Raw genomic sequence first — 18372 nt, 5'->3', positions numbered from 1 at the left:
TCAGAGCCGGGACAGTTCGTCCACCAGGTCGTCCAGGCCCAGCGAACCCTGGGACAGGGCCGCCATGTGCCAGGCCTTGGCGTCGAAGGCGGCGCCGTGCCGCTTCTTCGCGTTCTCGCGGCCGAGCAGCCAGGCCCGCTCACCGAGCTTGTAGCCGATGGCCTGACCCGGGATGGAGAGGTAGCGGGTGAGCTCGCTCTCCACGAAGTCCGCCGGACGGCTGCTGTGCGCGCCGAAGAACTCCTGCGCCAGCTCCGGGGTCCAGCGCTCGCCCGGGTGGAAGGGGGAGTCCGCCGGAATCTCCAGTTCCAGGTGCATGCCGATGTCGACGATGACCCGGGCCGCGCGCATCATCTGCGCGTCCAGGTAGCCGAGCCGCTGCTCCGCGTCCTCCAGGAAGCCGAGCTCGTCCATCAGCCGCTCCGCGTACAGCGCCCAGCCCTCGGCGTTGGCGCTGACGAGACCGACGGTGGCCTGGTAGCGCGAGAGGTCGTCGACCACGTACACCCACTGGGCGAGCTGGAGGTGATGGCCGGGGACGCCCTCGTGGTACCAGGTCGAGACGAGGTCGTAGACGGGGAAGCGGGTCTGCCCCATGGTGGGCAGCCAGGTGCGGCCGGGCCGCGAGAAGTCCGCGGACGGCGCGGTGTAGTACGGGGCCGCCGCGCCGCCGGGCGGCGCGATGCGCGACTCCACCTTCCGTACCGGCTCGGCGAGTTCGAAGTGGGTGCCGTCCAGCGCGTCGATCGCCCGGTCCATCACACCCTGGAGCCACGTCTGGACCTCGTCGACGCCCTCGATGTGCCTGCCGTGCTCGTCGAGGTGCGCGAGCGCCACCCAGGGGGTCTCGGCGCCGGGCAGGATCTTCTCGGCCTCGGACTTCATCTCCGCGAGGAGCCGGTGGTACTCGGACCAGCCGTACGCGTACGCCTCGTCGAGGTCGAGATCCGTACCGTTGAAGTAGCGTGCCCAGCGCGCGTACCGCTCGCGGCCCACCGTGTTCGGCGCGCCCTCGATCGTGGGCGCGTAGACGTCACGCATCCAGTCGCGCAGCTCCACCAGGGCCTGCGTGGCCGTCCGGGCCGCCGTGTCCAGCTCGTCCCGCAGGGCGTCGGGCCCCGCGGACACGAAGTCCTCGAACCAGCCACGGCCCTGCCCGTCCGGGTCCGACCACTCGGTGAGCTGCTCGATGAAGGTCGCGGTGGGGCGCGGGCCCGCGTACAGCTTGCGCTCCAGGCCGAGGGCGAGAGATTCGCGGTACCCCGTAAGGGCGGTCGGCACCGCGCGCAGCCGCTCGGCGATCGCGGCCCAGTCCTCGTCCGTCTCGGTCGGCGCGATGGTGAACACCTGGCGCACGGAGTGCGCGGCCGTCTGCATGTTGCCGACGGCCCGCAGGCCCTCGTCGGCGTCGTGGACAGCCAGTTCGGCGGTGAGCCGCTCGCGCAGCAGCCGGGCGCAGCGGCGCTCGATGTCGCTGTCCGCCCCCGGCTGCCGCTCCGCCTCGTCGAGTCGGGTGAGCGTCGTCCGCGCCAGCTCCGCGACGGCCTCCTGCCCCGCGGGCGAGGTGTCGGGGAGCTTGTCGGCACTCTCCTTCACACCGAGGTAGGTACCGAGGACCGGATCGAGGGCGATGAGATCGTCGACGTACGCGTCGGCGACCTCGCGGGGCAGCGGGCTCTTCGTCTCTGACATGCCGACATCCTCATACGAGGACGGGTGCCGCGTCAGCCCGGTCGACCGGGCATGGGGCCGGCATCAGCCTGATTTTGCCGAGGTCGGGGCCGAGGTCGGGGCCGAGGGCGACGGCGGGGAAGGCGGGAGCAGGGGGCCGCAGTCCCACTGCTGGAAGATCAACCGGGTCTCCACCCGGGCCACCTCGCGCCGGGACGTGAACTCGTCGAGGACCAGCCGCTGCAGGTCGGCCATGTCCGCGACGGCGACCAGGACGAGGTAGTCGTCGGGCCCGGTGAGGTGGAAGACGGTCCGGGACTCCGGCAGCGCCCTGATCCGCTCCACGAACGGCCCGACCAACTCGCGGCTGTGCGGTCTGACCTGCACGGACAGCAGGGCTTCCAGGCCCCGCCCGAGCTTCGCCGGATCGAGGCGCAGCTGATGGCCGAGAATCACCCCCGCGCGGCGCAGCCTCGTCACCCGGTCCAGGCAGGTCGAGGGCGCGACGCCGATCTGCGCGGCGAGATCGCGGTACGTCGTCCGTGCGTCGTTCTGGAGCAGCCGCAGCAGATGAAGATCCACCGGATCGAGTACGACAGATTCGGCCATGGCCCGAACGTAACACGGAGTGTGCGTCCAGGGCCCCGGCCGGTGTTCAGTCTGCTGTGCATGGAATCCGTGGTGCACGACGCATACGAAGCTCAGGACGACTCCTGCGACGCTCGGGGCGACTCCTATGACGGTCGGGACGACCTCTACGACGTTCAGGGCACCCGTGCCCTCGCGCCGCGTGCCCTCGCCACCGAGGCCGTGCACGCCGGGCGGGAGGACCTCGCCCGGCGGGGACTGCACGCCGCGCCGATCGACCTGTCCACGACCTACCCCTCGTACGACAGCCGTGGCGAAGCCGCTCGCATCGACGCGTTCGCGGCCGACGGCGCCGAGCCGGAGGGCCCGCCCGTCTACGGGCGCCTCGGCAACCCGACCGTCGCCCGTTTCGAGACCGCCCTCGCCCGCCTCGAAGGAACCGAGAGCGCGGTCGCCTTCGCGAGCGGCATGGCCGCGCTGAGCGCCGTACTGCTCGTGCGGAACGCGCTCGGCCTGCGCCATGTCGTCGCCGTACGGCCCCTGTACGGCTGCAGCGACCACCTGCTCACCGCCGGGCTGCTGGGCTCCGAGGTCACCTGGGTCGACCCGGCGGGCATCGCGGACGCCCTGCGCCCCGACACCGGCCTTGTCATGGTCGAGTCCCCGGCCAATCCGACGCTCGCCGAACTCGACCTGCGCGCCGTCGCGCACGCCTGCGGGTCCGTTCCGCTGCTCGCCGACAACACCTTCGCCACACCCGTGCTGCAACGCCCCGCGGAGCAGGGGGCCCGCCTGGTCCTGCACAGCGCCACCAAGTACCTGGGCGGACACGGGGACGTCATGGCCGGAGTGGTGGCCTGCGACGAGGAGTTCGCCCGGGGGCTGCGGCAAGTGCGGTTCGCGACCGGGGGCGTGCTGCATCCGCTGGCCGGATATCTGCTGCTGCGCGGCCTGTCGACCCTGCCCGTACGGGTCCGGGCCGCGTCCGCCAACGCCGCCGAGCTCGCCCGCCGGCTCGCGGCCGATCCGCGCGTCGACCGCGTCCACTATCCGCGGATCGGCGGTGCCATGATCGCCTTCGAGGTCCACGGCGACCCGCACGAGGTCATCGCCGGGGTCCGCCTGATCACCCCGGCGGTGAGCCTCGGCAGTGTCGACAGCCTGATCCAGCATCCGGCGTCCATCAGCCACCGCATCGTGGCCGCCGACGACCGCCGCGAGTCGGGGGTCAGTGACCGCTTGCTGCGGCTGTCGGTGGGGCTGGAGGACGTGGAGGACCTGTGGGCCGACCTGGACGGTGCGTTGGGGCGGTGACCAGGGAGAGGCCCCGGGCGAGGTGCCCGGGGCCTCCCGGTGTCCGTCCTACTTCTTCTGCCCCTGCTTCTGCTCCTGGTCGTACGGGAGTCGGGAGGCCACCGGTGTGGCGTCCAGGCGGGCCGTGATGACGAGGGTGCCCTCCTCGATCTGGTAGTCGAGGGGGAGGTCCAGGCCGCGCATGGCGGCGACCATGCCGGTGTTGGAGGCCTGCGTGACGGCGTACACGCTCTCGCAGCCCGCCTCGACGGCCATCGCCACGAGCCGGCCGACCAGCTCGGCGCCGATCCCGCGCCGCTGCCAGTCGTCCTCGACGAGCAGCGCGATCTCCGTCTCGTCGCCGTCCCAGAGGAGATGGCCGAGCCCGACGACGCGTCCCGACGCCGTCTGCACGGCGAGGGTGCGACCGAAGCGCGGGCTGAGCAGGTGGTTCAGATAGCGGTCCGCGTCACCGACCGGCCCGTGGTAGCGCATGCTCAACGTGCGCGGGGAGCAGCGCTCGTGCATCGCCTTCGCCGCGGCGACATCGGAGACGTCGGCGCGACGCACGGTGATCGCGGGACCCTCCGGCAGTGTCAGCATGTCCTGGTTGAGCGGGATGCGCGGACCCAGCCGCGCGTCCAGCTCCACCAACGCCCGCGCCCGAGCGAACTCGGTCGGCGTGAACGGCAGATACGGCCGCTCCACCGTGATCACCCCACCCTCCGGTGCGCGCAACCGCATCACCGTGTCTTCCAGCACTCCTTCGACCGGCGCACCCTCTTCCGCCCGACCCGACCCGGGGGAGCGGGCGGGCAGCGAACGAATGGTGCACCTACCGAGCAACTGCCGGAGGGCGAGCGGAAGTTCCGCGGCGTCCAAAGCCGTGCGCGTGGCCAGCCCCAGGACGCGCGTCGGAGCGTCCACCAGATCGTGGGCGTCGGCCCGTTCGATCCAGGTTCCGGTGCCGCCGGCCAGCGAGACGGCGCGGGTGATCTCGGACGCGTCCAGCTCGACGGGCGCGCGCAGCAGGAACTCGTCGACCGTGCCCTCGGCGAGCGGGTGCGTCTGCAGGCTCAGGATGTCGACCCGCTGGTGGGCCAGCGCCATGCACAGCGCGGCCAGCGAACCCGGCTCGTCCTTCACCGTCGTGCGCATCCGCCACAGGACGGTCTCTCCCGTGGCGGCCTCCGCCGCCGCCGCGGCCCGGTCGGCCTGCCCGACCTGCCCGGCCTCTCGCCCCACGGCGAGGGTCCGGGCGCCGGTATCGCCCGCGGGCGGCGCGTGACCGTGGCGGCGTGCCCACCATGTGTGGAATCCGGCCGTGGCCACCAGGACCACGGACGAGATCACCAGCAGGGCCGGGCCGTCGGGGCCGTGTCCGATCAGATTGGCGACGGCGTCGGCGACCGCGACGGCCGTGAACAGGGCGGCGAGCTCGACCACGTCGCGTCGCCAGTGGTGGACGGGGCGTCCGTGCTTCGCCCGGGTCACGTCAGACATGTCTGGAGTCATGCAACCACTGTGAAGGAATGGTGTTGCGTGATCACGAACGGTCTGTGACTGATCGGTAAAGTGTCGTTCTATCCTTTTTGCGGTTCTTTTTGCCCTTGTTTTGCCTGCCCCGGATCACCTGGCTTACGTGCCTGGTCACGAGAGCGGCCGCGCACCGGGGGATGACTCCGGTGCGCGGCCCAACCCTTCGAGGGTACGGGAGTTGGGCGCCGTTACTGACCCACACGCCCCGGCTGCAACACCTGTGTGAACAGCACCGTGCCGTCCAGGTCACGCAGCCGCACCGTCAGCTCCCCGCTGTCGCCGTCGATGTCGACCTCGCCGAAGAACTGGTAACCGTCCGCCGGCGAGACATTGGCGGTGGCCGGAGCCTTGACGAAGACCCGGTCGGGGCCGAAGGTGCCGTCCAGGGCGTTCGCCTGGAAGGCGCCCGCGTTGAGCGGTCCGGAGACGAACTCCCAGAACGGCTCGAAGTCCTTGAAAGCGGCCCGCGAGGGGTCGTAGTGCTGCGCCGAGGTGTGGTGGACGTCGGCCGTCAGCCACACGGTCCCGGTGATCCGCCGGTGCTTGATGAACCGCAGCAGCTCGGCGATCTGCAGCTCGCGGCCGAGCGGCGCGCCCGGGTCGCCCTGGGCGACGGCCTCGATGTTCGGCCTGCCCTCGACCGGGTCGGGCACGACCAGGCCGAGCGGCATGTCGGCGGCGATGACCTTCCACACCGCGCGCGACGCGGCCAGCTCGCGCTTGAGCCACTCCAGCTGCTCGCGGCCGAGGATGCCCTGCGGGTCGGTCGTCTGGTCGTCGGGCGAGTTGGCGTTCCGGTAGGTCCGCATGTCCAGGACGAACACGTCCAGGAGCGGGCCGTGGTGGACGGTCCGGTAGATCCGTCCGTCCGGGCGTCCGCTGATGGTGGAGATCGGGAAGTACTCCGAGAACGCCCGCCGGGCACGGACGGCCAGGTCGTCGAGTTTCGTGCCGGCCGGGTAGGGGGTGCCGGACCCGATGACCTCGCCCGGGTACCAGTTGTTGCGGACCTCGTGGTCGTCCCACTGGACGATGTTCGGAACCCGGGCGTTGAACCGGCGCAGCGCCGAGTCCAGCAGGTTGTAGCGGAAGTTGCCCCGGTAGTCGGCCAGGGTGACCGCGACGTGCGACTTCTCCTCGGTGGTGATGCTCCGGTACAGGCTGCCGTCCGGAAGCGGCGCCGTGGCGGAGATCGGGCCGTCGGCGTAGATGTTGTCGCCGCTGCACAGGAAGAAGTCCGGGTCCACCTTCGCCATGGCGTCGAAGATCCGGTAACCGCCGATGGACTCGTTGATGCCCCAGCCCTGTCCGGCCAGGTCACCGGACCAGACGAACCGGACGTCGTGGCGCCGCTTCGCGGGCGCGGTGCGGAAGGTGCCGGTCACCGGCTCGCCCGTACGGCGCGGGTCGTCGGGGTCGGCCAGCAGCACGCGGTAGTGGATCTGCTCGCCGGAGGGCAGTCCGTGCAGCCGTGTCGTACCGGTGAAGTCGGAGTCCGCGCCGAGCAGCGGTCCGTGCCATCTGCGGGGGTTGCGGAACGACTCGGTCGCGGACGTCTCGACGATCATCCGGGCGGGGCGGTCCGAGCGGACCCACACCAGGCCGGAGTGCGCGCTCACGTCTCCGGTCTGGACGCCCCACCCCGCCTTGGGCCGCCCGGACAGCGCGAACGCCGGGGCCGAGCCGAGTGCGGTGGGCAGGGCCAGGGCCGCGGAAGCGGCGAGGGATCCGCGCAGGACGCCGCGGCGACCGGGGAGGGGGAGAGGGCTTTGCGGGCGGTGTGACATGAATGCGCCTCCAGGGACGGAGTCGACGGAGTCGGCCGATGTGACTAGCCACAACTACGGGTGCGCCGCAGCGCACACGGAAACCACAAGTGAACAACTGGCCCCGCAGGCAAGCGCACCGACGTCCGCCTCCGACCGCGCACGTCCCACGGATGCTCCGGCTTCCCCCTCGGACGGACGCCCCCTCAGCGGTCAGGCGCGCAGCGCCTGTGCCATCAGACGTACGCCGTCGCGGATCCGCGCGGGGGACTGGTGGGCGTAACCGAGCACCAGCCGTACGTCGGCGCGCTCGACCGCCCGCCCGTAGTCCGCCAGCGGACGCACGGCCACCCCCGCCGCCGCGGTGCGCTCCAGGAAGTACTCCGGCGGCCCGTACCGCCCGGGCAGCGCGGCGATGACATGCAGACCCGCCGCGATCCCGGACACCTCGGTACCGGGAAAGTGCTCCTCCAGGGCGGATACGAGGGTGTCGCGCCGTTCCCGGTAGACGCGCTGGCAGCGGCGCAGCTGCCGGTCGTAGTCGCCCCGTTCCACGAAGCGGGCCAGGAGCGCCTGGTCCACGACGGGGTTCCCCAGATCCATGGTGCGCTTGCGCTCGACGACCTCCTCGGCGAGCGCCGCCGGTACGAGCAGCCAGCCGAGCCGCAGCCCGGGCGCGAGCGACTTGCTGACCGACCCCGTGTAGGCGACGCGCTCGGGATCGAGCCCTTGTAGCGCCCCCACGGGAGCACGGTCGTAGCGGAAGTCCCCGTCGTAGTCGTCCTCGACCACCAGACCGTCCACCGAGCGCGCCCAGTCGAGGAGTTCCGTGCGGCGCCGCGCCGAGTAGGCGATCCCCGACGGGAACTGGTGGGCGGGCGTGGTCACCACCGTCCGTACGCCCGACTCCTTCAGCGGCCCGGTGGCCAGCCCTTCGTCGTCCAGCGGCAGCGGTACGGCGTCGAGGCCGGCCGAGGCGTAGAGAGTGCCGTGCTCCGGGCTTCCGGGGTCCTCGACGCCGATCGCGCGCGCCCCGCGCGCGTGGAGCACGAATCCGAGCAGGGTCGTCGCCTGGGCGACCCCGGAGACCACGATGACGCGCTCGGGGTCAGCGACCACGCCGCGGCGCCGGGCGAGCAGTTCGGCGAGGGCGGTGCGCAGCCGGGGCAGACCGCGCGGATCCGGGTAACCGAGCGCCTGGTGGGGCAGTTCGGCGAGGACCCCGCGCTGGGCGGCCGCCCAGGCGGCGCGCGGGAACAGGGACAGATCCGGTGTCCCGGGAAGGAAGTCGGCGCGGGCCCCGGCGGGGCGCGGTGCGAGGTCACGCGCGCGCGGGTGGGCCGCCCGGGCGGCGCCGCCGACCCAGGTCCCCGCGCCCCGGTCGCTGCGCAGATACCCTTCCGCGGTCAACTGCTCGTACGCCTCCGTGACCAGCCCCCGCGACACCCCGAGGTCGGCGGCGAGTTCGCGGCTGGACGGCAGTCGGGTGCCCGGCGCGAGCCGCCCCGTGCGGACCGCCTCGCGCAGCGCGGCCTGCAGAGCGCGTCCACGCGCCCGTGCCGGTGCCGAGGCGGCCGGCACCAGCAGCTCCCAGGCGGGCCCCGACGGCGTCATCTCCCCTGCGGCCCCCGACGGCGTCATGTGGTCCCCGATGGCGTCATGAAAGTGGACCTTAAACCGGACCGCCGCCCTTCGTAGCGTCACCGTCATGAACACCACCACCCTGCGCGGGTCGCTGCTCGCCGCCCTCGCCTGCGTCCTCGTCGGAGGCTCCTTCACCGCCAACAGCGTCCTGGGCCACTACCCGTACGCGGGCGGTCAGTTCCTTCGCTACGGTCTCGCCTGCGTGCTGCTCCTGCCGCTGGTCGGGCGGGGTGGCACGGCACCGCTGCGGCGGCTCGGGGTACGCCGGTGGGGGCGCCTCGCGCTGCTCGCGGCCGTCGGCATGGTCGGCTTCAACCTCGCCGTGATCGCCGCCGAACGCACCGCGGAACCAGCTGTTCCGGGCGTTTTCGTGGGCTGCGCCCCGGTGGTCGTGGCCGTTGCCGTCCCCCTTCTCGAGGGCCGCCGGCCCCAACGTCCGGTCCTGTACGGGGCGTCGCTCGTCGCGGTGGGCGCCTTCACGGTCCAGGGCTGGGGCCGCACCGACGGTACGGGGATCGCGTACTCCGTGTGCGCGCTCGCGGGCGAGGTGGGCTTCGCGGTGCTCGCCGTACCGGTGCTGCGTCCGCTCGGGCCCCGGCTGCTGTCGGCCACCGTCTGCGGGATCGCCGCGGTCGAGTCGGCGGTGGCCGGGATCCTCACCGCGTGTCTCACCGGCGGCGCGTGGCTGCGGACGCCGGACACCACCGAGGCCGCCGCGCTGGTGTGGCAGGCGGCGGTCGTCACGGTCGTCGGCTTCGTGTGCTGGTACATGGGCATGCAGCGCATCGGCGCGGAGCGCGCCACGCTCTTCTCCGGGCTCATCCCCGTCGCCGCGGCCTGCACGGCGCCGCTGGTCGGCACCGGCGCGTATGGCGCCGCGCAGGCCGCGGGCAGCGCCCTGGTCGGCGCGGGCGTCGTCCTGGGCTCCGGCGCGTGGCGCCTCACCCGGCGTCGGTCAGCGGCTGCCGTCGAGGATCACACGGGCGACGAGCGCCGGATCGTCGTTCATCGGGACGTGACCGCAGCCCGGCAGCCGCACCAGCCGGGCCCGGGGAATGATGTGCTTGGCCCGGATCCCCTGGCGGCGCACCAGCAGCCGGTCCCGGGTGCCCCAGGCCACGGTGACGGGCAGCCCCGGGATGTCGTCCGTGAACTGGACGGTGGTGCCGGCCCGGAGAGTGTCGGCGAAGCCCTCGGCGCGGGCCAGCGCGAGGGTCTCGGCGACCACGGCCTCGGGTGAACGGCGGCCGGGCCGGGCGTAGATGGTGCTGGTCAGGGCGGCCCGTCCGGCCGCCGAGCGGGAGAGCCGCTCGATCACCGGGAGCGGCAGGCGCCGCGCGCCCTGCCGCATCGCCAGCAGCACACCGAACGCGTAACGCCGCTCGACCGGCGACCAGAACCCGGCGGGCGAGATCGCGGTGACGGACCGTACGAGCTTCTCGCGGCCCAACTCCAGGGCCAGCAGGCCGCCCAGGGAGTTGCCCGCCACGTGCGGACGCTCGATCCCCAGCGCCTCGCACAGCCCGCCGAGCGTGGGCACCACCGTTCCGAGGTCGTGCGTGAGCCCGTCGGGCAGCGCCGGGGACTCGCCGAACCCGGGCAGGTCGACGGCTATCACCTCGCGTTCGGCGGCCAGGATGTGCACGACCGGGTCCCAGGCCTGCCGGTGGTGGCCGATGCCGTGCAGCAGGAGCAGCGGTTCTCCGGTGCCCACGCGCGCGTAGGACATGGTCACGGTCCGCGGACCGTGCGCGGAGGGAAGGCTGAAGGAGACCGTGGCGGACATGATGCTGCTCCTCGTCTGGTGGCACGTTGACGAACCGTCTTCGTAGACAGCTTGTCAGCAACTGCTACCGACGGGTAGCCCCCGGTCGCCACGAGACCGACGCGTTCACCGGCGCCGCCTGGACACGGCGGGATGTGCCGGGATGGGATGGGGCCGTGACCATCGACACCGCGACCGAGGTCTTCGAAGAGCACCGCCCCGTCCTGATGGGCGTCGCCTACCGCATGCTGGGACGGGTGGCCGACGCCGAGGACGTCGTCCAGGAAGCCTGGCTGCGCTGGTCCGGCGCCGACCGCACCGAGGTGCGCGAACCACGCGCCTACCTGGTGCGCATCGCCACCCGGCTCGCCGTCGACCGGCTGCGCCAGGTGCGGTCGCGCAACGAGGCGTACGTGGGACCGTGGCTTCCCGAGCCGTACCTCACCGACTTCGGGGACACCGCCCCCGACACCGCCGAGCGGGCCGTGCTCGCCGACTCCATCTCGCTCGCCGTCCTCGTCGTCCTGGAGTCCCTGTCGCCCCTGGAACGCGCGGTGTTCGTCCTCAGAGAGGCGTTCGGCTACCCGTACGCGGACATCGCCGCCGTCCTCGACCGGGGCGAGCCCGCCGTGCGCCAACTCGCCGGACGGGCGCGCAAGCACGTCGAGGAACGACGCCCGCGCTACGAGGTCGACCCGGCCGAACGCCGCGACCTGACCGAGCGGTTCCTCGCGGCGGCGGCCGGAGGGGACCTCGAGGGGCTCATGTCCCTGCTGGCCCCGGACGTCCGCCTGATCGGCGACAGCGGCGGACTGTCCAAGGCGCCGCTGCGGGTCATCGAGACCGCCGACAAGGTGGGCCGTTTCCTCTACGCCGTCGCCCAGCAGGGTGTTCCCGACCTGTCGTACCGCTCCGTGGAGCTCAACGGAGGCGCCGCGCTCCTAGTCCTCTCCGGCGAGAAGCCCGACAGCACCGTCCAACTGGATGTCGTGGACGGCCGGATCCAGTGCATCTACATCGTGCGCAACCCCGAGAAGCTGGTGTCCCTGGGCAACCAGTAGCCACTGCGGTCCCCTCATGCCCCTCGCAAGCCCCCGTCTTCTGGACGGGGGCTTGCGACGTTGTGTCACGAACATCACCGCGCGCGAACGCCCTGTGAACGCTGCGCGGCAAGGCGCCTCTGCAATGCGTAAGGGATCGAGGATTGGTCTTGACCAAGGGTGGGGGCGGCCCTATGGTCGCAGGGATAGTGCAAGAACCTTTAATAAACAAGGGCGCTAAAACGCCGCCGGGCCACGGCGATTGCGGAGGACAGGGTGGGGACCACGCAGCTGGAAACGGTGCCGGAGCCGAAGTACTGGCATCTCAAGACGGTGCTCACCGAGGCATTGGACTCCGAGTTCTCCGTGGGCGAGGTCCTGCCCAACGAACGCGATCTCGCGGCCAGGTTCGGCGTCGCCCGCGCCACGCTGCGCCAGGCGCTGGAGCAGCTGGAGCTCGAAGGGCGACTGCAGCGCCGCCGCGGGGTGGGCACGACCGTCGCCCCGCCGCGCGTGGGCGTGGCCGTCGGAACCGAGCAGCATGTGTGGCCGGGCGCGGTCGGCGACGCCTGGCGGCCCGTGGACTGCGCGGTGGCGGTCCCGCCCGCCGCGGTGGCCGAGGTCCTGGAGACGGCCCCCGACGACCAGGTGCACACGATCCGCCGCTCCCGGGTGACGCACGGCCAGCCGGTCGCCGCCGAGCTGCTCTACATCCCGGCGTCCTCGGTGCCCGGCCTCTCCGCGATCGACGCCCCGTCGGGGGCGACCCTCGCCCGTGCCGTGCTGCGCGAACTGCAGCACCTCGACCTGGAGGGCCAGGACCGCGCCGTGGAGCTCGGCTCGGCCCGCGCGGACGACGCCAAGGAGCTGGACCGGCTGCCCGGGGCGCCCGTCCTCGTCGTCACGACCCGTTACTTCGCCGAGGGGCGCACCGCCGCGGTCTCCGTGGCCACGTACCGCGCCGACACCTGCCGGCTGACCTTCGGCGACTCCGGCGGCGTGGAGATCCACCACGACCCCGAGCGCCGGGCCTCCTGAGCCGGGGCCCAGGCCTGGTCCCAACGACAGGCCCCCAGGTCTGAGCCGTCACGCCCCGGAACACTCCGGGGCGTGACGGCTTTCTCGTGCCCGTGAGGCCGGTGGCCGGTTTCCCGCGTCCGTGAGACCGCCGGTCAGCGGCGTGCGGTCACGGTCCCCTCCACCGCGAACAGCTGCTCCTCCACATGATCGAGGGCCAGCCGCAGGGCGCCCGTCGCGACGGCCGCCTCGCCCAGCAGGGAGAGCGCCACCTTGGGCGGCCGCAGACAGTAGCGCGCCAGCTCGCGCCGCAGCGGTTCCAGTACGCCGTCCAGCCCCGCCGCCCAGCCGCCGACGACGACCAGTTCCGGGTCGAGGGCGAGGACCAGGGCCGCCACGTCGTGCACGAGGCGCTGGATGAAGCGGTCGACCGCCGCGCGAGCGCGCTGGTCACCGCCCTTGGCCAGCGCGAACACCTCGGCGACGGCCTGCTCGTCGAGCGGGTGCAGGGGCTCGTCCGTGGTCGACAGCAGCGTCTCGGGAGTGGCTCCGCGGCCGAGCAGATGGAGCGCCCCGATCTCCCCGGCGGCGCCCCCGTATCCCCGGTGCAGCCGCCCGCCGATCAGCGAACCGGCCCCCGGGCTCAGCCCGGCCAGCACGAACACCACATCGTCCGACTCCGTCGCCGAGCCCTTCCAATGCTCGGCGACCGCCGCCGCGTTGGCGTCGTTCTCGACGAGCACCGGGCATTTGAAGGAACGGTTCAGCCGGTCGCCCAGGCGCAGCCCCGTCCACTCCGGCAGCGCCGTGCCCAGGCGTACGGTGCCGTCCGCCTCGACGATCCCCGGGCTGCCCACGCCGACCGCACGCAGGGAGTTGCGCGCGACACCCGCGCGGCGCAGCAGATCGGCGACCGCCGTGCGCAGCCTCTCCAGCCGCTCGTCCGCCGACGCGGTCTCGTCCACCTCCTTGGACATGGCTCCCAGTACCCGGCCGTCCAGATCGGCGAGGAGCCCGGCGACGCGATGGGGACCGATCTCCAGGCCCAGCAGATGGCCCGCCTCGGCCCGGAACCGAAACCTCCGCGCGGGACGGCCCTGACGCCGTGCCGCGCCCTCCTCGGCCGCCTTCTCGACCACGAGCCCGGCTTCGATCAGCCCTTCCACGACACCTTCGACCGTGGGCCGGGACAATCCGGTCACCCGGGTGATCTCGGTCAGCGTCGCGCAGTCCGTGGCACGCAGCGCGTGCAGCACCACCGCGGAATTGATCCTTCGCAGCAGAGAGGGGTCCCCGCCGGTCAACCGCCCCAACGTCCGTCCTCCCAGCTCGTGCGCGTGTTGGCCGGATCGTACTCGGCGCGGCGCGCCCCGGCGAGAGCCGGGGACCTCCTTTGCTACCGACCGGTCGCTTCGGCCACCGACGGACCGCCGTTTCAGCCAGGGGACACGAACCCCGACTCGTACGCCGCGATGACCGCCTGCGTACGGTCCCGGGCTCCCAGCTTCGCCAGTACGGCGCTGACGTGCGACTTGACCGTCTCGGTCCCGACGATCAGCCGCCCGGCGATCTCCGCGTTCGACAGCCCCCGTGCCATCAGCCGCAGCACCTCCCCCTCCCGCTCGGTCAGCGCGGCCCGCTCCATGGCCGCCCGCGCCGCCGGATTCCCGCCGCCGTCCCCGTACTCGGCCGCCAACTGCCGCACGGACGCCGGGAACAGCAGCGACTCGCCCTCCGCGACGAGCCGCACGGCGTGCACGATCTCGGCGGCCCTGGCCCGCTTCAGCAGAAAACCGTCGGCACCCGCGCGCAGCGCCTCGTAGACGTACTCGTCGTTCTCGAACGTGGTCACGACGAGGATCTTCGGGGGATCGCTCACGGTCCGCAGGACCGCGCGCGTGGCCTCGATGCCGTCCATGAGCGGCATGCGGACGTCCATGGCGACGACGTCCGGCCGCAGCCGCCGCACGAGCGGGATCACCGCGGCGCCGTCGGCCGCCTCTCCGACGACCTCGATGTCGGGCTGCGCCTCCAGGACGGCCCGCAGGCCCGCGCGGACGAGCGGTTCGTCGTCGACGAGGAGAACGGTGACCGGCATCCGGCCAGCGTAGATCAGCGCAACGGCAGCTCGACCCGTACCTGCCAGTCGCCCCCGTCCGGCCCGGTCCGCGCCCGCCCGCCGAGCAGCGCCGCCCGCTCCCGTATGCCCCGCAGGCCACTGCCGCGGCCCGGCCCCGATATCCCGGCGGTCAGCGGATTGCGGACCTCCAGGCCCAGCGTGCCGTCGTCGACCGCGATACGGACCCGCACCGGCACGCTCCCGGCGTGCCGCAGCACGTTGGTCAGGGACTCCTGGAGGATGCGATAGCCCTCGCGGGAGACCGGTCCCGGCACGGCCTCCAACGCACCCGTCACCTCGGCGTCGACCTTCGCACCCGAGCCGCGCGCCGACTCCAGGAGCCGGTCGGCGTCGCTCAGCGTGGGTCGGCCGCTCGCGGGGCGCCCCGCCTCGCGCAGCACACCGAGCACGCGCTCCAGGTCCTCCAGGGCGGCCCTGCCGGTGTCCTCGATGGCGAGCAGCGCCCGGTCGGTGAACGCGGGGTCGCCGGCCGCGCGTGCCGCGCCCGCCTGCACCACCGCCACGGTCAGCGCGTGCCCGATCGAGTCGTGCAGTTCACGGGCGATGCGCGTGCGTTCCAGGAGCTGTTCGGTGCGTTCCTCCAGGGCGGCGAGGCGCTCGGCGGGGGAGGGGCCCAGCAGCCGGCGGGCGATGACCGTGACCAGCTCGCCGAGGCCGACGACCGCGCCGTACAGCGCGAGGAGCGGCACGGGTACGAGCAGGGCGCAGGCCCACGGCGGGGGCGACAGGGGCAGCAGTGTGATGTCGACGGGGCGACCGCAGGCGGCCCCGGCCAGTTCGATGGCGGTCACCGGCATCCAGACGGTGACCCCCGTCGTCACCGCCCCGAGGCCCATCCGTACTTCGAGCCACAGCACGGTCCGCAGCCGGTCCCGCCAGGTCGCCGACGGCGCGACCGAGATCGCCGCGTCCCGGTCGCCCCGCTCCCGCGGCTCGTCCGGCGCCAGCATGTACCGCGCCTGCACTCCCTCACCCCGCCGCACGGCCGGGACCAGCCCCAGCGGGATCAACAGCACCGCGGGTACCCACGGTCTCGACATGTCGATGAACAGCCACACGCTGACGAACAGCGTCGGCACCCACAGATGCAGCAGGCGCGTGTAGGTGGTCCCCAGGAACAACGGGCGCAGAAAGCGGGCCATCGCGCCATCGTCCCAGCCGGCCCCGGGGGCCGGCTTCCCCCGAGCGGGGGAGACGATCTCCACCGGCGGGGGAGTACCGACCGCGCAAAGGCCGCCAGGCTGGGGCCATGACCAGCATCGACGTCCAGAACCTGACCAAGGAGTACGGCAGTCGGCGCGCCGTGGACGACCTCACCTTCAGCGTCCTTCCCGGCCGCGTCACCGGCTTCCTCGGACCCAACGGCGCCGGAAAGTCCACCACCATGCGTCTCGTCCTGGGCCTGGACCGGCCCACGTCCGGCACCGCCACCGTCGGCGGCCGGCCCTACGCCTCGTTCGACGAGCCCCTGCGCCGGGTCGGAGCGCTGCTCGACGCAGGGGCCGCACACGGCTCGCGCACCGCGCGCGACCATCTGCGGGCGCTCGCCGCGAGCAACCGCATCTCCGAACGCCGGGTGGACGCCGTGCTGGAGGAGTCGGGGCTCGCGTCCGTGGCGCGGCGCAGGGTGAAGACGTACTCCCTGGGCATGCGACAGCGCCTGGGTATCGCGGCCGCGCTCCTCGGCGACCCGCCCGTGGTGCTGCTCGACGAACCGTCGAACGGGCTCGACCCCGAAGGGATCATCTGGATCCGCGAGGTGCTGCGCCGACTGGCCCGTGAAGGCCGCACGGTGCTCGTCTCCAGCCATCTCATGAACGAGACCGCGTCCTTCGCCGACCACCTCGTCGTCCTCGGCCGGGGCAGGCTCCTCGCCGACACACCCCTGCGGGAGTTCATCCACGCGCGCGTGCGGCCCCGGGTACGGGTGCGCAGCACGGACGGCGCCGCTCTCGGCGCGCTGCTCGCGCGCCACGGTCACGAGGCCGTCGAGGATGCGGACGGACGGTGGACCGTCCCGCACGCACGGGTGGAGGACATCGGGCTCCTCGCCTCCGGCGCGGGCCTGCCGGTCCTCGAACTCGCGGCGGAGGAGGGCACGTTGGAGCAGGCGTACCTCGACCTGACGGCCGCCGAGGCCGAGTTCACCGCCGTACCGTCGCCCACCCGGCCCCAGGAGGCCCGATCATGACCTTCGCACCCGTACTCCACGCGGAGTGGATCAAAATCCGTACGCTGCGGTCCCTCGTCGTCGGACTGCTCGCCGTGCTCCTGGCGACGGCGGCGTTCTCCGCGCTCGCCGGTCTCGACGACTCCGGTGGCCAGGACTTCGACCCGCTGTTCTCGGTGTTCTTCGGCGTGAGCTTCGGGCAGATCGCGGCGATCACGTTCGGCGCGCAGGCCGTCGCGGCTGAGTTCCGGGGCGGCGCGCTGCGGGTGTCGCTGGCCGCGGTGCCCCGGCGGGGACGGTGGTTCGCGGCCAAGGTGGTGGCGATCGGGGTTCCCGCGCTGGCCGTCGGCCTGGTGACAGGGCTCGTGAGCCTGCTCGTGGGCAAGGCGGTCCTCGGAACCAGGGCCGGCGGGCTGGCGTGGGGCGAAGAGGTACGCGGGGCCGTGGGCTGCGGCCTCTACCTGGCGCTGATGGCCCTGTTCGCCGCCGGGCTCACGGCCGTACTGCGCAGCGCGGTCGCCACGTTGGGCATCCTGGTGCCGTTCCTCCTGATCGTCTCCTTCGTGATCGGCGGAGTGTCGGGCGGCGTGGCCGACTTCCTGCCCGACCGGGCGGGCCAAGTGGTGCTGCACGAGACGTGGGACGGCGCCCTCGGCCCCTGGACCGGGCTCATGGTGACCGCAGCCTGGACGGCGGCGGCCCTTGCGGCGGGCGCGTGGAACGTACGGAGCAGGGACGCCTGACGGCACGCCAATTGTCAGTGGCAGCGGCTTTACTGGATCTCATGACCATCGCACGGCATCTGGCCACGATCGACCGGCTGTGCTCCCAGGACTTCCCCGTGGAGCACGGCGGGTCGTTCGGCAGTCCCGGGGGACCTGGTTTCCACCTCGTCGAGTTAGAGCGGAGCGCCGGCTCCGGGGAGGGCGACGACGGGGAGCGCGAGGAGCAGATCGAGGCGTGGCGGGAGGGCCTCGCGCAGCGGCTCGCCGACCGGTGGGGGGAACGGGGGCACATGAGCCTGGACGGCGTCTTCCTGCGCGCTCAGCAGGGCGACGAGCACATACCGGAGCCGTGGGCCTCCCTCGGTGCGCACGTGCGGAACGTGTACGTGTGGCAGGCGCACGGTCACGGCCGCTGGGTCGCCCTCGGCATCTCCCGGCGGGGCGTCGACCAGGAGTTCAGCCTGCTCGCCCTGGTCACCGAGATCGACCCACCGTGACCTGATCCGCTACCCCTCGGCGGCAGCCACCCGCAGCCGTCCGAACTCCTCGGCCATCGTCGCCGCCGTCCAGTGCGCGTTGAGCCCACTCGGGTTGGGCAGCACCCAGACCCGGGTGTCCCCGATCGTCCGCTCCTGCGGGCCGATCACGGCCTTCCGGTCTTCGAAGGCCGCCCTGTAGGCGGTCACCCCGACCACCGCCAGCCACCCCGGCCGCAGCCGCTCCACCTTCGCGCTCAGCAGCCGTCCGCCCTCGCGGTACTCCTGCGCGGACAGCTCGTCGGCCCGGGCGGTCGCGCGCGCCACCACGTTCGTGATGCCGAGCCCGTACGACGGCAACTCGCCCTGCTCCGACGGCTTCATCAGCCGGGGTGTGAACCCCGACCGATGCAGCACGGGCCAGAAGCGGTTGCCGGGACGGGCGAAGTGGTGGCCCGTGGCGGCGGTCATCAACCCCGGATTGATGCCGCAGAGAAGCACCTTGAGGCCGTCCCCGACGACATCCGGCACCAGCCGG

At 72.8% G+C, this 18372-nt stretch carries 16 protein-coding genes and 1 pseudogene; 7 read left to right on the top strand and 10 right to left on the bottom strand.

Going from position 1 to position 18372, the window contains the following annotated elements; all coding sequences use genetic code 11:
* On the bottom strand, positions 1 to 1692 hold the full coding sequence (locus OG798_RS12405) for a DUF885 domain-containing protein (RefSeq protein WP_267061223.1): 1692 nt from the start codon (positions 1690 to 1692) through the stop codon (positions 1 to 3).
* Between the two features lie 63 nt (positions 1693 to 1755).
* Entirely contained in the window at positions 1756 to 2280 is a 525-nt protein-coding gene (locus tag OG798_RS12400; protein ID WP_097226501.1) for an Lrp/AsnC family transcriptional regulator, read from the bottom strand.
* Between OG798_RS12400 and OG798_RS12395 the strand changes: the two genes are divergently transcribed.
* Positions 2242 to 3573: a trans-sulfuration enzyme family protein gene (locus tag OG798_RS12395; protein ID WP_097227687.1), complete on the top strand. Its 1332-nt coding sequence runs from the start codon at positions 2242 to 2244 to the stop codon at positions 3571 to 3573. The two genes, OG798_RS12400 and OG798_RS12395, sit on opposite strands and share 39 nt — an antisense overlap.
* Positions 3574 to 3621: 48 nt before the next feature.
* On the opposite strand, the gene OG798_RS12390 is transcribed toward OG798_RS12395, so the two are convergent.
* From OG798_RS12390 to pdxR, 3 genes are all read right to left on the bottom strand, one after another.
* Positions 3622 to 5055 (bottom strand): GNAT family N-acetyltransferase, encoded by a 1434-nt coding sequence (locus OG798_RS12390; RefSeq protein WP_328756980.1) that lies wholly within the window; start codon positions 5053 to 5055, stop codon positions 3622 to 3624.
* A gap of 224 nt (positions 5056 to 5279) precedes the next feature.
* Positions 5280 to 6878, bottom strand: a complete 1599-nt coding sequence (locus tag OG798_RS12385) for an alkaline phosphatase D family protein (protein ID WP_267061220.1) — start codon at positions 6876 to 6878, stop codon at positions 5280 to 5282.
* 192 nt (positions 6879 to 7070) lie between these two features.
* Positions 7071 to 8471: a MocR-like pyridoxine biosynthesis transcription factor PdxR gene (gene pdxR, locus OG798_RS12380; RefSeq protein ID WP_328756979.1), complete on the bottom strand. Its 1401-nt coding sequence runs from the start codon at positions 8469 to 8471 to the stop codon at positions 7071 to 7073.
* A 94-nt stretch (positions 8472 to 8565) separates the two neighbouring features.
* Between pdxR and OG798_RS12375 the strand changes: the two are divergent.
* Positions 8566 to 9363, top strand: a pseudogene (locus OG798_RS12375) (DMT family transporter); the annotation flags it as partial.
* 93 nt (positions 9364 to 9456) lie between these two features.
* Here the strand turns inward: OG798_RS12375 and OG798_RS12370 are convergent.
* Positions 9457 to 10287, bottom strand: a complete 831-nt coding sequence (locus OG798_RS12370; RefSeq protein ID WP_267061218.1) for an alpha/beta fold hydrolase — start codon at positions 10285 to 10287, stop codon at positions 9457 to 9459.
* 155 nt (positions 10288 to 10442) lie between these two features.
* Here OG798_RS12370 and OG798_RS12365 point away from each other — a divergent pair, with 155 nt between their 5' ends.
* Together OG798_RS12365 and OG798_RS12360 are read left to right on the top strand one after the other, a co-directional pair.
* On the top strand, positions 10443 to 11327 hold the full coding sequence (locus OG798_RS12365) for an RNA polymerase sigma-70 factor (RefSeq protein ID WP_328756978.1): 885 nt from the start codon (positions 10443 to 10445) through the stop codon (positions 11325 to 11327).
* Between the two features lie 255 nt (positions 11328 to 11582).
* Positions 11583 to 12344: a GntR family transcriptional regulator gene (locus OG798_RS12360; protein WP_095855966.1), complete on the top strand. Its 762-nt coding sequence runs from the start codon at positions 11583 to 11585 to the stop codon at positions 12342 to 12344.
* Between the two features lie 134 nt (positions 12345 to 12478).
* On the opposite strand, the gene OG798_RS12355 is transcribed toward OG798_RS12360, so the two are convergent.
* From OG798_RS12355 to OG798_RS12345, 3 genes are all read right to left on the bottom strand, one after another.
* Positions 12479 to 13636, bottom strand: coding sequence for an ROK family transcriptional regulator (locus tag OG798_RS12355; RefSeq protein ID WP_095855967.1), 1158 nt, complete (start codon positions 13634 to 13636; stop codon positions 12479 to 12481).
* A gap of 122 nt (positions 13637 to 13758) precedes the next feature.
* Positions 13759 to 14421 (bottom strand): response regulator transcription factor, encoded by a 663-nt coding sequence (locus OG798_RS12350; RefSeq protein WP_121416821.1) that lies wholly within the window; start codon positions 14419 to 14421, stop codon positions 13759 to 13761.
* Between the two features lie 14 nt (positions 14422 to 14435).
* A complete protein-coding gene (locus OG798_RS12345; RefSeq protein ID WP_121416822.1) occupies positions 14436 to 15605 on the bottom strand; it encodes a sensor histidine kinase in 1170 nt (389 codons plus the stop codon).
* Between the two features lie 107 nt (positions 15606 to 15712).
* On the opposite strand from OG798_RS12345, the gene OG798_RS12340 reads away from it, so the two are divergent.
* From OG798_RS12340 to OG798_RS12330, 3 genes are read left to right on the top strand one after another with little or no spacing between them, the layout of a single operon-like run.
* Positions 15713 to 16654 (top strand): ABC transporter ATP-binding protein, encoded by a 942-nt coding sequence (locus OG798_RS12340; RefSeq protein ID WP_121416823.1) that lies wholly within the window; start codon positions 15713 to 15715, stop codon positions 16652 to 16654.
* Positions 16651 to 17376: an ABC transporter permease subunit gene (locus OG798_RS12335; protein WP_328756977.1), complete on the top strand. Its 726-nt coding sequence runs from the start codon at positions 16651 to 16653 to the stop codon at positions 17374 to 17376. The genes OG798_RS12340 and OG798_RS12335 overlap by 4 nt, the downstream gene beginning before the upstream one ends.
* A gap of 41 nt (positions 17377 to 17417) precedes the next feature.
* Positions 17418 to 17855 carry a hypothetical protein gene (locus tag OG798_RS12330; RefSeq protein WP_267061216.1) on the top strand — a complete coding sequence of 146 codons (438 nt, stop codon included), beginning with the start codon at positions 17418 to 17420 and terminating at the stop codon, positions 17853 to 17855.
* Between the two features lie 9 nt (positions 17856 to 17864).
* On the opposite strand, the gene mug is transcribed toward OG798_RS12330, so the two are convergent.
* Entirely contained in the window at positions 17865 to 18365 is a 501-nt protein-coding gene (gene mug / locus OG798_RS12325; RefSeq protein ID WP_267061215.1) for a G/U mismatch-specific DNA glycosylase, read from the bottom strand.
* Positions 18366 to 18372: the final 7 nt, after the last annotated feature.

The sequence above is a fragment of the Streptomyces sp. NBC_00271 genome (genome assembly GCF_036178845.1).
In the GTDB taxonomy this organism is placed as follows: domain Bacteria; phylum Actinomycetota; class Actinomycetes; order Streptomycetales; family Streptomycetaceae; genus Streptomyces.
The sequence above is the reverse complement of the archived record's forward strand: the minus strand, read 5'-3'. Positions and strand labels throughout refer to the sequence as shown.

Coding starts and splice junctions, on each gene's coding strand:
- OG798_RS12340 (WP_121416823.1), top strand. CDS start 15,713: ATGACCAGCATCGACGTCCAGAACCTGACCAAGGAGTACGGCAGTCGG.
- OG798_RS12345 (WP_121416822.1), bottom strand. CDS start 15,605: ATGGCCCGCTTTCTGCGCCCGTTGTTCCTGGGGACCACCTACACGCGC.
- OG798_RS12405 (WP_267061223.1), bottom strand. CDS start 1,692: ATGTCAGAGACGAAGAGCCCGCTGCCCCGCGAGGTCGCCGACGCGTAC.
- OG798_RS12395 (WP_097227687.1), top strand. CDS start 2,242: ATGAAGATCCACCGGATCGAGTACGACAGATTCGGCCATGGCCCGAAC.
- OG798_RS12385 (WP_267061220.1), bottom strand. CDS start 6,878: ATGTCACACCGCCCGCAAAGCCCTCTCCCCCTCCCCGGTCGCCGCGGC.
- OG798_RS12390 (WP_328756980.1), bottom strand. CDS start 5,055: ATGTCTGACGTGACCCGGGCGAAGCACGGACGCCCCGTCCACCACTGG.
- OG798_RS12330 (WP_267061216.1), top strand. CDS start 17,418: ATGACCATCGCACGGCATCTGGCCACGATCGACCGGCTGTGCTCCCAG.
- pdxR (WP_328756979.1), bottom strand. CDS start 8,471: ATGACGCCGTCGGGGCCCGCCTGGGAGCTGCTGGTGCCGGCCGCCTCG.
- OG798_RS12335 (WP_328756977.1), top strand. CDS start 16,651: ATGACCTTCGCACCCGTACTCCACGCGGAGTGGATCAAAATCCGTACG.
- OG798_RS12370 (WP_267061218.1), bottom strand. CDS start 10,287: ATGTCCGCCACGGTCTCCTTCAGCCTTCCCTCCGCGCACGGTCCGCGG.
- OG798_RS12400 (WP_097226501.1), bottom strand. CDS start 2,280: ATGGCCGAATCTGTCGTACTCGATCCGGTGGATCTTCATCTGCTGCGG.
- OG798_RS12350 (WP_121416821.1), bottom strand. CDS start 14,421: ATGCCGGTCACCGTTCTCCTCGTCGACGACGAACCGCTCGTCCGCGCG.